Raw genomic sequence first — 13068 nt, 5'->3', positions numbered from 1 at the left:
GGTTCCTTTCGAGGACTGAGCGAACGGTCTGCGCTCAGGCAGCGCGGGGGGTGGAACAGGCGGGGCACAGGCCCCAGTAGACGACCTCGGCCTCGTCGATCGTGAAGCCGTGGTCGTCGGCGGCGGTCAGGCAGGGGGCGTGGCCCACTGCGCAGTCCACGTCGACGACAGTTCCACACGTCCTGCATATGAGGTGGTGGTGGTTGTCGCCGACGCGGCCCTCGAACCGGGCGGGGCTGCCGGCCGGCTCGATACGTCGGATGAGGCCGGCCGCGGTGAGCGCGTGCAGCGCCTCGTACACGGCCTGGACCGAAACGTGTCCCACGCGCTCGCGCACGCCTGCGGCGATCGCGTCCACACCCAGGTGATCTCCGGTACGGACCGTATCGAGCAGCGCGACCCTCGCGGCCGTCACCCGCAGGCCGACACCACGCAGCTCCTCGGCAGGGGTGGGGGTTCCGGTTCCGGTCATGCCCCCAACCTAACCCCATAAAGGCGAACGATTCAAGAAAAGGACCCGTACAAGTTTTGTCGCCGGGGGTACGGGGAGTGGGGGTGGGGTTACGGGGTGTTCATCTTGAGTACTAGGGGTAGGGGGTGGCGGGTGTCCAGGGGTGGGGCGCGCGGAGGGGCGAGATGTAGACGGGGATGGGTTCGGGGACGGGGACGGGTTCGGGGACGGGTTCGGGGACGGGGATGGCGAGCCGGTTGTTCGAGTGGTGCCCGGTGTGTGAGCGGGCGGGCCGGGTTGTCCCTGCCCCTGTTTGCCGGCGCGCCTGCTCGGCCTCACGCCGGCGTCATCGCGCCGGGGTGGCGGGGCGGCCGGGCAGCGGGGGGCGCGAGGTCACGTTCCGGTGGGGGTGTGCCGGCGTGGAGCCAGTGGCTCGGCAGGTCGGCCCGCTGGGGCGGCGCCCGGCGCCCGGCGCGGGTGCATCGCGTCGGGGGCCGGTGCCGGTGCCGGTGGGCAGCCCACGCCGTGGCCGGGGTGGCAGGCCGTCGGTAGGCGCGGCTTCGGCTCGGGGTGGGCTCGGGGTGGGGGCGTCGACCCTGCATGGTCACACCGTCCGGCGGACCGCATCGGCCGTTAGGGGCGGCGATCCCGCGCGGTGGGGTGCGGTCTCGGTGGGGTCGGGGTGCGGTGGGATCGGGGGCGCGGTGGGGTCGGGGCGCGGTGGGACGTCCCCCCCGCCTGCGCGTCTGCCCGCTCGCGCGGCGCCGGTGCGTGTTGCTCACCGCCGCCTCGCCCGCCCTGGCCCGGGTGCCGGCGTCGTCGGACGGCGTGGGTCAGTCGTCCGTGTCGCGGCGGAACTCCGGGATCTCCTGTTGGGTCTGGGCGAGTTCGTCGAGGAGGGAGTGGAGGGGGCGGCGGGTGAGGACGGCGTTGTGTTCGATGTGGACGGTCGCAAGGGTCGCAAGGTTGACGGAGAGGAGGCGTAGGCCGTCGGACCCGTACTCCTTGAGGACCAGGTCGGTGACACGTGCCGCGCGGGCGGCGACGCGTTCCTCGGGGAAGAGGCCGACCGTGTGGCGGAAGAGTTCGAGGGTGATCCGGGAGATGTCCGGGAGGATCCCCATGAGCCGGACGGAGTCCGACTCCTCCTCGGCGCTCCAGCTCTCGTCGTCCCACGCGCTGCTCAGATCGAGGCCCACGGCCGCCCTCCCGCTCGTCCTGACGTCGACTCGGACCGTACGCCCCGCACCTTTCCGCGCGAAGGAAGTCTCGGAAATTGCCCGCGAAAGAAGGAGACGTTCCCGCTCTGGACATTTGGCGGCGAATTTTGACACGGTGTGACGCGTCGCCCCGCGATTCGAATAGGTGGCCTATTTCGCCGCGCGGCGGAATTCCGGCGCGCCCGTACGGGAGGAGAATCCCGATGTCCCTGGCCCACTACCTCGCCCAGAGCCCTTACAGCAGCCCGGGAGACCGGGCCCACCTCTACGCGGACCTTCCCGCTGACCCCGCCCGCCTGGCCCGTATGGTGCGGGACCTGCTCATCCACCGCTGCGAAGGCCCCCTCTTCGCCTACGAAATCCCCTCGCCCCGCCTCCACGACGACGCCGAAACCCGCTATGTGGACGGCATCCTGGAAATTCTCGCCGCCCGTTCCACCGCCCCCCTCGATAAACCCCGCGCCCCGGCGGACCGCTTCGTCGGCGTCTGCCGCGACTTCGCCCTCCTGCACTGTTCCTTCCTCCGCCACACCGGCACCCCCGCCCGCATCCGCTCCGGCTTCGCCGACTACTTCGGCACGGACGGCTTCCACTGCGACCACGTCGTCACCGAGTACTGGGACGCCCGCACCGAACGCTGGCTCCTCGCGGATCCCCAGCTCGCCGACCCCGCCGTCACCCGCCACTGGAACGCCGGCTTCGACCCGATGGACGTCCCCCGCACCCGCTTCCTCACGGCCGGCAGAGCCTGGCGCATGATCCGCGAACAGGCCGCCGATCCAAGGACGTTCGGCCTCCACCCACCCCACGAGGGCCCCCTCTGGGGCGAACGCTTCGTCGCCGGCAACGTCCGCCTCGACCTCGCCGCCCTCAACCGGACCGAGACCCTGCTGTGGGACGTCTGGGGCGCGGACCACACGGAGTACGACCAGGAGCAGACCCTCGACGACGCCGCGCGGGCGGTGTACGACCGCGCGGCGGCACTCCTCGCGGGCGACGAGGTCCCGTTCGCCGAGGTACGGGCACTCTTCGCGGGGGACGACGTGCTGCGCACGCCGGAGCGGGTGCTGAGCCTGGCGCCCTACAACGGGCCGGGGTACGTCACTCTCAGGAGCTAGGCCCGAGGTACCGGGCGACCTCAGGGGTAGCCCCGAAGTGCCGGGCGACCTCAGGGTTAGCCGCGAGGTACCGGGCTACCTAAGAGCTACCCCCGAAGTGCCGGGCGACCTCGGAGCTACCCACGAGGTACCGGGCTACCTAAGAGCTAACCCCCGAGTCCCCCTGGGCCAGCTCGGGGTCGGCCCCCAGCTCAGGGGTCAGCGGGTTGAGGGAGAACGCCGTGTCCCCCGTCACCGCCACGATCGCGTCGCCGACCAGCACCAGACTCGGCACGACGTTCTCCGGCTCCCCGGCCGGATCCTGCACCTTGTCCGTCGTCCACATCGCGGACCCGTCGATGGCGTCGAGCGAGAGCAGCCGCCCGTACCGGTTGGCGAGCAGGAGCGTGCCGGCCGTCTCCGACCACACCGGCTTCGACAGGTTCTCTACCTGCGTGTCGGCCTGCCACTGCAACGCCCCGTCGCTCGCGGTGACGGCCGTCGCGGTTCCGTCCGGCCGGATGAAATACACGGTCGAGCCGATGAGCGTGGCCGCCCCGCGCACGACCTCGATGAGCGGCGTCCGCACGACGACCCCGCTCGCCGGGTCCATCCGGAGCAGCGCCGTGTACGCCTCGTCGAGCCCGCCGAGCGACTGCGGCTCCGCGTCCTTCGGCTCCGCGAACAGGGGCTGCCCTTCGAGCACCCCCAGGGGGACGACCCCCGCGGGCAGGGTGGCCAGCTCACGCGAACCGTCCTCGCCGACCCGCAGCAGGCTCCACCTCCCCTTGGCGGGGTCGTCCTGGTCCCGGCACAGCCCGTAGGGGACACCCCGTAGCCCCAGCGGGGTACACCGCGACCCGGACGTCGACTTCGTGCCGGCCCGCCACAGGTCCTTGCCCGTCCTCGCGTCGATCCCGATCAGCTCGCCGTGGTCGGGCGAGAGCGCGAGCAGCCCGCCGTCGAACAGGGCGGCGGGCTCGGTCGCGTCGGCGGAACGGCTCCAGCGCCGCTCACCGGTCTTCGTGTCGAGCGCGGTCAACTGCCACTGCGGGGCGTCGGACCCGGAGACTCCGTCGGCGGCGCTCTTGTCGGCCGTGTCCCCGACGTCCGGGTTCTCGTACACGTACACGAGCCCGTCCCGTACGCCGAGCGGCCGGGCGGCCTGCGGGCTCGGGCCGAACCGCCAGGTCACGCGCCCGGTCCCGCCGTCCAGCCGGGCCACCGTGAAACCGCTGCCCGTGCAGTACACGGCGGTCTCGTCGGGGACGCAGCCGTGGGTGTCGAGCGAGGACATCCGGTCCTGGGCGGCGGCGGGCACGGTCTGCGTGAGGTTCGTCCGCCAGGGCGACCAGCCATCGGGCAGCGACAGTTGGGGAGCCTTGGACACATCGGACGTGTCCGAGGGCGCGTTGTCGTTCACGCTCACGCCCCACACGACGGCCGACAGGCTCACGACCCCGACGGCCACGGTGAACGCGAGGCGACGCGGGATCCGGCGCGGGAGACGGCCGACGGGCAGGCCCGGTCTCAGCCGGAGTACGGCCGGTGCCAGCCCCTTGAGTCGGTCCAACTGCCCGCGTCCGCCAGGCCACTTGAGCTTTCTTCCCGTGCGCCGGTCCGCCCCGACCGCTTGCGTTTCCGCGTCGTACGCGACCCCCACGGGCTCGGTCGCGTCCCCCGGCGGCGGAGCCGGCGCGACGGCGGGCTCGTCCGGCAGCGTCGTGAACAGCCGCTGGAGCTCGTCGAGTCGGGGCCGCAGCTCCGGCTCCTTGTTCAGGCACTGCTCGACGATCCCGCGCAACGGCTCGGCGACGCCGTCCAACGTCGGTTCCTCGTGCATCACTTGATACACCGTCAAGTACGGGCTCTCGCCGTCGAAGGGGCGTGTCCCCGTCGCCGCGTACACCAGCAGCGAGCCCAGCGAGAACACGTCCGAGGCTGCGGTGACCTCGCGCGGCGAGGTGAACTGCTCCGGGGACATGAAGGGCGGGGTGCCCATCAGGCGGCCCGTGATGGTGAGCGTCTGGTTGTCGGCGGCGCGCGAGATGCCGAAGTCGATGACGCGCGGCCCGTCCTCGGCCAGCAGGACGTTGCTCGGCTTCAGGTCCCGGTGTACCACCCCGGCCCGGTGGATGTCCCGCAGCGCCTCGGTCAGCCCGAGCGCCAGCACCCTCAACTCCCGCCCGGCGAGCGGACCTTGCTCGGCGACTACCTCGGAGAGCGTGCGCCCCGGCACGTACAGCGTCGCCATCCACGGCACCTCGGCGTCCGGATCCGCGTCCACCACCGGCGCCGTGAACGCCCCGCTCACCCGCCGCGCCGCCGCGACCTCCTGCCGGAACCTCGCCCTGAACTCGTCGTCCATCGCGTACTGCGCGTGCACGACCTTCACCGCCACCTGCCGCCCCGACGCCGAGCGCGCCAGGTGCACGACCCCCATCCCCCCACTGCCGAGCCGGTCGACGAGCGCGTACCCGCCGATGGACACCCCCGACCCCGTTTCCCCACTGCTCGGCGGCATGTACGGACGCCCTTCCCGAAGTTCCCCGTGCCCCTTGGGTATTGCCGAGGCATCAGCCTAGGGGGTGGGGGGTTGTGGACGGGGTGAGGGGAGCGTTTCCCGGTGGGGCCTCCAAGTCGGTGGCCCCGCGCGGCGGGTGCTCAGCCCCGGTCGGCCTCCCGCGCCGTCCGCTCCAGTCGTTCCCGGTACTCCTCCCACCAACTCGGCTCGCCCTCCGGGACGTTGGACTTGTCCGGCAGTTCGCCGGTGGTTCCGTCGAGGAGTTCGCGGACGATGTCGGCGTGGCCCGCGTGGCGGCTGGTGTCGGCGCAGACGCGGGTGAGGAGGTGGTGGAGGGTGGTGGCGCGGCGTTCCTCGGGCCACCAGGGGACGTGGCCGACGGCGTCGAGGGGGAGCGCGGCGACGGTCTCGCCGGTGTGGGCCCAGGCCCGGCGGTAGAGGGTGACGATGTCGGCGCGGGACTCGTCGGCCGTGGCCCACATGTCGGCGTTCATCTCGGGGTCGCGGGTGTACCACCAGGGCGGCGGGTCCTGCGGGTAGTACGGGCGGCCGAACGTGTCGCCGAAATAGCCGAGTTCGATGCCGGCGCAGTGCTTGACCAGACCGAGCAGGTTGGTGCCGGTCGGGGTGAGGGGGCGGCGGGCGTCGTACTCGGAGAGCCCTTCGAGCTTCCAGAGCAGGGAGTCGCGGGCCTCCTGCAAGTACCGCAGGAGGTCGGCCTTCGGGTCGGGAGCGGTCGTGTGTGCCATGCGCCCGAGCCTCCCACCGACCACCGACAACGCCCCGGCCGCGCGCCGCCGGCGTCCGCGTCAGGGTCCGGGTCCGCTCAGTCGCCGTCCTTCTTCGGCTCCTCGTCCGTCTCCTTGCGCTCCTTGCTCTCCTTGCCCTTCAACTCCTGTTCGCGGCGCCGCAGATCGGCCTCCCACTCCTTCAGCAGCGCCTCGTCCTTCTTGTTCTCCTCCTTGAGGGAGTTCAGGAACTCGGGGTTGTCGTCGGGTGCGACCCAGGTGGTGCGGTGATCGCGGTGCCACTCGGAGGGGGTGCGGCCGCCCGTCGGCGGTGTGCGCACCTTGCCCGTCACGAGCCACGCGATCGAGCCGGCCAGCGGGAACAGCAGGATGATGAAGACCCAGGCGACCTTGGGTAGATGCCGCACCTCGTCCTCGGGCGTGTTCAGGCAGTCGATGAACGCGAAGATCATCAGCGCCAGCGGAACCAGGAACAACAGCAGTCTGAGCATCGGGCGGGTTCCCCCAGGAAGCGGCGTCGGGGCCCGGTGACCCCGGTGACGGGGCCAGGGTAACGGTTGGTGAAAATCCGGCGCAGGGGGCGGGCACACCCAAAGGTATTACGGGGCCTACGAGCTGGGCCCGCCCGGTACTACGGGTACGACACCGCCGTCACCGCGGCCACACCCCGCCCGGTACTACGGGTACGACCCGGGCCCGTGCGCGGGTCCCGAACGTGCCTCGGCGATACTGGGACGCATGGCTTACGACGATCTTCGCTCCCTGCTCAGGGCCCTGGAACGCGAGGGCGACCTCAAGCGCGTGAAAGCCGAGGTCGACCCCTATCTGGAGGTCGGGGAGATCGTCGACCGCGTCCAGAAGGCCGGCGGCCCCGCGCTCCTCTTCGAGAACGTGAAGGGCTCGGCGATGCCGCTGGCCATGAACGTCTTCGGCACCGACCGCCGCCTCCTCAAGGCCCTCGGCCTCAAGTCGTACGGGGAGATCTCCGGGAAGATCGGCGGCCTGCTCCGCCCCGAGCTGCCGCACGGCTTCATCGGCGTCCGCGAAGCCTTCGGCAAGCTCGGCGCGATGACCCACGTACCGCCCAAGAAGGTCAAGGAGGCCCCCGTCCAGGAGGTAGTACTCCAGGGTGAAGAGGTGGACCTGGAGCAGCTTCCCGCGCTCTTCACCTGGCCGCAGGACGGCGGCTCCTTCTTCAACCTGGGCCTGACCCACACGAAGGACCCGGAGACCGGGATCCGCAACCTCGGTCTCTACCGCCTCCAGCGCCACGACAAGCGCACCATCGGCATGCACTGGCAGATCCACAAGGACAGCCGCAACCACTACCAGGTCGCCGCCCGTAAGGGTGAGCGGCTGCCGGTCGCCATCGCCTTCGGCTGCCCGCCCGCCGTGACGTACGCCTCCACCGCCCCCCTGCCGGGTGACATCGACGAGTACCTGTTCGCCGGGTTCATCGCGGGCAGGCGGATCGAGATGGTCGACTGCAAGACCGTCCCCCTCCAGGTGCCCGCCAACGCGGAGGTAGTACTCGAGGGCTGGCTGGAGCCCGGCGAGATGCTTCCCGAGGGACCCTTCGGGGACCACACCGGGTTCTACACCCCGCAGGAGCCGTTCCCCGCGCTGACGATCGACTGCGTGACGATGCGCAAGCGGCCGCTGCTCCAGTCCATCGTCGTCGGCCGGCCCCCCACGGAGGACGGGCCGCTCGGGCGGGCGACGGAGCGGTTCTTCCTGCCGCTGCTGAAGATCATCGTCCCGGACATCGTGGACTACCACCTGCCCGAGGCGGGCGGTTTCCACAACTGCGCGATCATCTCCATCGACAAGAAGTATCCCAAGCACGCGCAGAAGGTGATGCACGCGATCTGGGGCGCCCACATGATGTCCCTGACGAAGCTGATCGTGGTCGTCGACTCCGACTGCGACGTCCATGACCTGCACGAAGTCGCCTGGCGCGCCCTCGGCAACACGGACTACGCGCGCGACCTCACCGTCGTCGAGGGGCCGGTCGATCACCTCGACCACGCCTCCTACCAGCAGTTCTGGGGCGGCAAGGCCGGGATCGACGCCACGAAGAAGCTGCCCGAGGAGGGGTACACCCGCGACGGCGGCTGGCCGGAGATGGTCCTGTCGGACCCGGAGACGGCGGCGAAGGTCGACCGGCGCTGGAAGGAGTACGGGCTGTGAGGGTCTCGCCGGAGTACTACGGGGTGGTAGCTCCCCAGGGGGATGCGGGGTACGGGCTGTGAGCGCTTCCGCCGCCGCGGTGCCCCAGCCAGGGCGTACCCGGGCCTTCCTGCGCCTCGTCATGATCGAGCACTCGATCTTCGCGCTGCCCTTCGCGTACATCGCCGCCCTCACCGCGATGTTCCAGCTCGACCGGAACATGCACTGGGGCCGGCTCCTGCTCGTCACCGTGTGCATGGTCGGTCTGCGGACGTTCGCGATGGCCGTCAACCGGATCATCGACCGTGAGATCGACGCGCGTAATCCCCGTACGGCCCAGCGTGAGCTGGTGACGGGCGCGGTGTCGGTGCGGCACGCGTGGACCGGCGCCCTCATCGCCGTCGTGATCTTCCTCGGTTCGGCGGCGCTGCTCAACCCGCTGTGCCTGGCGCTCGCGCCCGTCGCCGTCATCCCGATGGTGGTGTACCCGTACGGCAAAAGGTTTACGAACTACCCGCAGGCCATCCTCGGGCTCGCCCAGGCGATGGGGCCCGTCGGCGGGTGGCTCGCGATCACCGGCGAGTGGTCGTGGGACGCGGTGATCCTGGGGCTGGCCGTCGGGATCTGGATCGGCGGGTTCGACCTGATCTACGCCTGCCAGGACATCGACACCGACCGCGAGACCGGCGTCCTCTCCGTCCCCGCCCGGTTCGGCGTCCCCGCCGCGATCTGGGCCGCCCGCGTCTGCCACGTCCTCACCACGGCCCTCCTCGCCTGGTACGCCCTGGCCACCGACGCGGGCGCGTTCTTCTGGCTCGGCCTCCTCGTCGTCGCCGCCGCCTTCGGCTACGAACACACCATCGTCCGCCCCCACGACCTCTCCCGCCTCAACCGCGCCTTCTTCTCGGTCAACGGCTTCATCGGCATCGCCCTGTTCGCCTGCGCCCTGCTGGACCTGGCGGTCCGGGGACTGACGGTCTGAGCAGGATGCGGTTGCCATGAGCCACCCGCACCCCCGACTCGCCCGCTTCGAGGACGCGTTCCCCGGGTGTCTGACAGAGATCGTCGAGGGCACGGTGACGGCCACACCGGTCACCCCGTACCACAGGAGTACTACCCGGAAGGTATGGGTCGCACTGGAGCCCCAGCTCACGACCGGGTGGGGCCTCGTCAGCCGCGTCGCCTTCCCCTTCGACGACGACAACGAGTTCTGCCCCGACCTGGCGGCCATCCCCACGGCCGAGATCGCCGGGAACCACCTCGCCTACCCGCCCGAGCTGATCGCCCTGGCCGTCGAGGTCGTCGCCAAGGGCAGCGTCCGCCGGGACTACGACACCAAACCCAGGAAGTACGCCTCCCGGGGCATCGCCAACTACCTCCTCTTCGACCCCCTCCAGGGGCACGTGGTGACGATGTGGAACCCCGGTCCGGACGGATACCGGGGCCGGGACACCGTCCCGTACGGTCCTGAGCTGGTCGTGGACACCCCGCTGGGCAAGTTGACGATTCCGACCGGCGCCCTCCCCGTCGACCGCGAGGCGCCCGGCCGGTCCTGAGCCTCGTCGTGCCCGCCGGTACGCTCAAGGTGTGAACGCAGGAGAAACGCAGCGCGTGCCTTGGATCGTGGGGGTGTCGGGGGCGTCGGGGACGCCGTATGCCGGCGCTGTCCTGCGCGCGCTGCTGGCAGCGGGCGAGAGCGTGGACCTCGTGGTCAGCCGGGCCTCGCGGCTCACCCTGCTGGACGAGACGGGGATCTCGTTCCGGGACGCGCACTGGCGCGAGGACCTGACGGAATGGCTCGCGAGGGGTGCCGACGGCAAACCGGGGAGTTACGACGTCGACCTGAGCGGCGTACGGCACTGGCCCGCCGGCGACCTGGCCGCGGGCCCGTCCTCGGGGTCGTACCCCAGCCGGGGGATGATCATCGTGCCGGCCTCCACGGCGTGCGTCGCGGGCGTCGCCCTCGGCCTGTCCAAGGACCTCCTCCAGCGTGCCGCGAGCGTCGTCCTCAAGGAGCGCCGCCCGCTGGTCGTCGCCGTCAGGGAGACCCCGCTGAACGGCCAGACCCTGCGCCACCTGGTCACTCTGGACGACGCCGGCGCGAGCGTGGTCCCCACCTCGCCCGCCTTCTACGCCGGCGCCACCCACATCCAGGACCTGGTCGACTTCGTGGCCGGCCGGGTGCTGGACTCGGCCGGCGTGCCCCACGGCCTCTACCGCCGCTGGAAGGGCGAACTCGGCGGAGGCGGAGGCACCCGCGCCGACTGAGCGCCGCCCGCGCGCAGCACGTACGCCCCCTAGGGGCTACCCGAGTACTACGGGATGTACGGGATGCCGGCCCCGGCACAAGGGGGCAGCGGAGCTTCTTGGGGGAGCCTCCGCACCCCGACCGGCACTTTTCAGGAACCTCGCAGATCCGTCGAGCGCGAACGGATCTCTCATCGGAAGGCGCGAATCGCATGGACGCGGTGGACAGGCAGCTCATCCAGGCCCTGAGGGAGAACGGCCGGGCCTCCTACGCGGAGCTGGGACGCCTCGTCGGCCTGTCGGGACCCAGCGTCACCGACCGCATCAACCGGCTGGAGGCGGCCGGCGTCATCACCGGCTACCGGGCGACGGTCAACGCCGCCTCCCTCGGCCTCGGCGTCACCGCCCTCATCGGCATCTCCCTCTCGGACGCCGCCGACCACGAGGACGTCGCCCGGCGCCTGAAGGACTTCGGCGAGATCGAGGACTGCTGGTTCATCGCCGGCGACGACTCGTTCATGCTCAAGGTCCGCGCGAGCGACGTCGACGGCCTGGAGCGCATCATCCGCCGCCTCTCCGGCACGAAGGGCGTCTCCCGTACCCGTACGACCATCGTCCTGTCGACGAAGTGGGAGAACCGGGTGGGGGGCCTCCCCGAGGAGGTCTAGGCCGACCGGGCCCGGGGGAGGGCCGGGGGTATTACGGGTCCTACGGGCCCGCCGCTCCCCTGACGTGCGGGGGAGTACCTTTGGGGAAGCTGTCGTACGAAAGGTGTAGGCATGGACGTCGGGCTCAAGCGCGAGCTGGAGGAGAAGGTCCGCTCCGGCGAGCGGCTGACCCGCGAGGACGGCGTCGCGCTGTACGCGTCGGACGACTTGGCCTGGCTCGGCGGCCTCGCGCACGAGGTGCGTACCCGCAAGAACGGTGACGTCGTCCACTTCAACGTCAACCGCCACCTCAACATGACCAACGTGTGCACGGCGTCGTGCGCGTACTGCTCGTTCCAGCGCAAGCCGGGCGAGAAGGACGCGTACACGATGCGCATCGAGGAGGCCGTCCGGCTGGCGAAGGAGATGGAGTCGGAGAACCTGACCGAGCTCCACATCGTCAACGGCCTGCACCCCAACCTCCCCTGGAGGTACTACCCCCGCTCGCTGCGCGAGCTGAAGGCCGCCCTGCCCGGCGTCTCCCTGAAGGCGTTCACGGCGACGGAGATCCACCACTTCGAGACGATCTCCGGCCTGTCCGCCTCCGAGATCCTGGACGAACTCATCGACGCCGGCCTGGAGTCGCTGACCGGCGGCGGCGCGGAGATCTTCGACTGGGAGGTCAGGCAGCACATCGTCGACCACCGCACCCACTGGGAGGACTGGTCGCGCATCCACCGGCTGGCGCACGAGAAGGGCCTCAAGACCCCGTGCACCATGCTGTACGGGCACATCGAGGAGCCCCGCCACCGCGTCGACCACGTGCTGCGGCTGCGTGAACTCCAGGACGAGACCGGCGGGTTCCAGGTCTTCATCCCGCTGCGCTACCAGCACGACTTCGTCGACATGAAGGACGGCAAGGTCCGCAACCGCCTCCAGGAGCGCACCCGGATGGCGACCGGCGCCGAGTCCCTGAAGACGTTCGCGGTCTCCCGCCTCCTGTTCGACAACGTCCCCCACGTCAAGGTCTTCTGGGTGATGCACGGCGTCCAGACCGCCCAACTCGCCCTCCAGCACGGCGCGGACGACATGGACGGCTCGGTCGTCGAGTACAAGATCACCCACGACGCCGACAACTACGGCACCCCGAACAAGCTGACCCGCGACGACCTCCTCGACCTGATCCGCGACGCCGGTTTCCGCCCGGTCGAGCGCAACACGCGCTACGAGATCATCCGCGAGCACGACGGCCCGGACCCGCTGCGCCGGGAGTCCCCGCAGCCGATGCGGGTGTGACCCGCCTGCTACCCAAGGGCTGCGGAGCAAGGGCTACGGAGTAAGGGCTACGATCCCTCCGTGGCCCTTACTTTTACGTTCGACCCCGATGTCACCCCCGACCTCCACGACGGCATCCTCGACCTCTGGACGGACGTCTCCAACGCGGGCGGTGCCGTCGGCTTCGTCGCCCCGGTCGACCGGGAGACCGTCCGCCCCGCCCTGCTGAAGCACCTCGCGGACATGGCCGAGGGCCGGGTGCGGCTGCTGGTCGGGCACGACGAGGCGGGCAAGGTCGCCGCGACCGCCTTCCTGGCCCTGAACACCCACCGGCTGATGACGCACTGGCTGTGGCTCTACACGGTGATGGTCCACCCCGGCCACCAGGGCAAGGGCTACGGCCACGACCTGCTCGCCGCCGCCGAGTCCGCCGCCCGCTCCCTCGACGGCATCGAGGCCATCCGCCTGACCTGCCGGGGCGGGCTCGGCCTGGAACGGTTCTACGGGTCGTACGGGTACAAGGAGGTCGGCCGCATACCCGACGCGATCCGGGTAGCTCCCGGGGACGACAGGGACGACATCGTCATGCTGCTGCCGCTCCTGTGACCCCGTCCGCGGCTCCTGCGACCCCCGTCGAAGATCGCCTGCCCGGCGTGCTTCACTGGAGGGTGCCCCTTTTGGGGTGTCCG

The 13068-nt window shown here is 70.8% G+C and carries 13 protein-coding genes; 8 read left to right on the top strand and 5 right to left on the bottom strand.

Annotated elements, in window-relative coordinates; genetic code table 11:
• Positions 1-34 precede the first annotated feature (34 nt).
• Both IAG44_RS16800 and IAG44_RS16795 read right to left on the bottom strand, forming a co-directional pair.
• Positions 35-472 carry a Fur family transcriptional regulator gene (locus IAG44_RS16800; protein ID WP_187747912.1) on the bottom strand — a complete coding sequence of 146 codons (438 nt, stop codon included), beginning with the start codon at positions 470-472 and terminating at the stop codon, positions 35-37.
• Between the two features lie 812 nt (positions 473-1284).
• A complete protein-coding gene (locus IAG44_RS16795) occupies positions 1285-1650 on the bottom strand; it encodes a hypothetical protein (RefSeq protein ID WP_187747911.1) in 366 nt (121 codons plus the stop codon).
• A 224-nt stretch (positions 1651-1874) separates the two neighbouring features.
• Here IAG44_RS16795 and IAG44_RS16790 point away from each other — a divergent pair, with 224 nt between their 5' ends.
• Complete coding sequence (locus tag IAG44_RS16790) at positions 1875-2789, top strand: transglutaminase-like domain-containing protein (protein ID WP_187747910.1); 915 nt, start codon at positions 1875-1877, stop codon at positions 2787-2789.
• 139 nt (positions 2790-2928) lie between these two features.
• On the opposite strand, the gene IAG44_RS16785 is transcribed toward IAG44_RS16790, so the two are convergent.
• From IAG44_RS16785 to IAG44_RS16775, 3 genes are all read right to left on the bottom strand, one after another.
• Positions 2929-5292, bottom strand: coding sequence for a protein kinase domain-containing protein (locus IAG44_RS16785; RefSeq protein WP_187747909.1), 2364 nt, complete (start codon positions 5290-5292; stop codon positions 2929-2931).
• A 140-nt stretch (positions 5293-5432) separates the two neighbouring features.
• Positions 5433-6041 (bottom strand): DinB family protein, encoded by a 609-nt coding sequence (locus tag IAG44_RS16780; protein WP_187747908.1) that lies wholly within the window; start codon positions 6039-6041, stop codon positions 5433-5435.
• A 77-nt stretch (positions 6042-6118) separates the two neighbouring features.
• A complete protein-coding gene (locus IAG44_RS16775) occupies positions 6119-6532 on the bottom strand; it encodes a PLD nuclease N-terminal domain-containing protein (protein ID WP_187747907.1) in 414 nt (137 codons plus the stop codon).
• A gap of 247 nt (positions 6533-6779) precedes the next feature.
• On the opposite strand from IAG44_RS16775, the gene IAG44_RS16770 reads away from it, so the two are divergent.
• The 7 genes from IAG44_RS16770 (at position 6780) to IAG44_RS16740 (ending at position 12985) form a co-directional block, all read left to right on the top strand.
• Positions 6780-8231, top strand: coding sequence for a menaquinone biosynthesis decarboxylase (locus tag IAG44_RS16770; RefSeq protein ID WP_187747906.1), 1452 nt, complete (start codon positions 6780-6782; stop codon positions 8229-8231).
• 58 nt (positions 8232-8289) lie between these two features.
• Positions 8290-9192, top strand: a complete 903-nt coding sequence (gene mqnP, locus IAG44_RS16765; RefSeq protein WP_187747905.1) for a menaquinone biosynthesis prenyltransferase MqnP — start codon at positions 8290-8292, stop codon at positions 9190-9192.
• A gap of 16 nt (positions 9193-9208) precedes the next feature.
• On the top strand, positions 9209-9766 hold the full coding sequence (locus IAG44_RS16760) for a Uma2 family endonuclease (RefSeq protein WP_187747904.1): 558 nt from the start codon (positions 9209-9211) through the stop codon (positions 9764-9766).
• A 55-nt stretch (positions 9767-9821) separates the two neighbouring features.
• A complete protein-coding gene (locus tag IAG44_RS16755) occupies positions 9822-10478 on the top strand; it encodes a UbiX family flavin prenyltransferase (protein ID WP_187752724.1) in 657 nt (218 codons plus the stop codon).
• Between the two features lie 191 nt (positions 10479-10669).
• A complete protein-coding gene (locus IAG44_RS16750; RefSeq protein ID WP_187747903.1) occupies positions 10670-11125 on the top strand; it encodes an Lrp/AsnC family transcriptional regulator in 456 nt (151 codons plus the stop codon).
• Between the two features lie 111 nt (positions 11126-11236).
• The gene (mqnE, locus tag IAG44_RS16745) at positions 11237-12400 is read left to right on the top strand and encodes an aminofutalosine synthase MqnE (RefSeq protein WP_187747902.1); all 1164 of its coding nucleotides are present in this window, start codon (positions 11237-11239) and stop codon (positions 12398-12400) included.
• Positions 12401-12460: 60 nt separating this feature from the next.
• Complete coding sequence (locus tag IAG44_RS16740; protein WP_187747901.1) at positions 12461-12985, top strand: GNAT family N-acetyltransferase; 525 nt, start codon at positions 12461-12463, stop codon at positions 12983-12985.
• Positions 12986-13068: the final 83 nt, after the last annotated feature.

This window comes from Streptomyces roseirectus, from assembly GCF_014489635.1.
Classification (GTDB): domain Bacteria; phylum Actinomycetota; class Actinomycetes; order Streptomycetales; family Streptomycetaceae; genus Streptomyces; species Streptomyces roseirectus.
The sequence above is the reverse complement of the archived record's forward strand: the minus strand, read 5'-3'. Positions and strand labels throughout refer to the sequence as shown.

Coding starts and splice junctions, on each gene's coding strand:
- mqnE (WP_187747902.1), top strand. CDS start 11,237: ATGGACGTCGGGCTCAAGCGCGAGCTGGAGGAGAAGGTCCGCTCCGGC.
- IAG44_RS16785 (WP_187747909.1), bottom strand. CDS start 5,292: ATGCCGCCGAGCAGTGGGGAAACGGGGTCGGGGGTGTCCATCGGCGGG.
- IAG44_RS16780 (WP_187747908.1), bottom strand. CDS start 6,041: ATGGCACACACGACCGCTCCCGACCCGAAGGCCGACCTCCTGCGGTAC.
- IAG44_RS16800 (WP_187747912.1), bottom strand. CDS start 472: ATGACCGGAACCGGAACCCCCACCCCTGCCGAGGAGCTGCGTGGTGTC.
- IAG44_RS16760 (WP_187747904.1), top strand. CDS start 9,209: ATGAGCCACCCGCACCCCCGACTCGCCCGCTTCGAGGACGCGTTCCCC.
- IAG44_RS16750 (WP_187747903.1), top strand. CDS start 10,670: ATGGACGCGGTGGACAGGCAGCTCATCCAGGCCCTGAGGGAGAACGGC.
- IAG44_RS16790 (WP_187747910.1), top strand. CDS start 1,875: ATGTCCCTGGCCCACTACCTCGCCCAGAGCCCTTACAGCAGCCCGGGA.
- IAG44_RS16770 (WP_187747906.1), top strand. CDS start 6,780: ATGGCTTACGACGATCTTCGCTCCCTGCTCAGGGCCCTGGAACGCGAG.
- IAG44_RS16775 (WP_187747907.1), bottom strand. CDS start 6,532: ATGCTCAGACTGCTGTTGTTCCTGGTTCCGCTGGCGCTGATGATCTTC.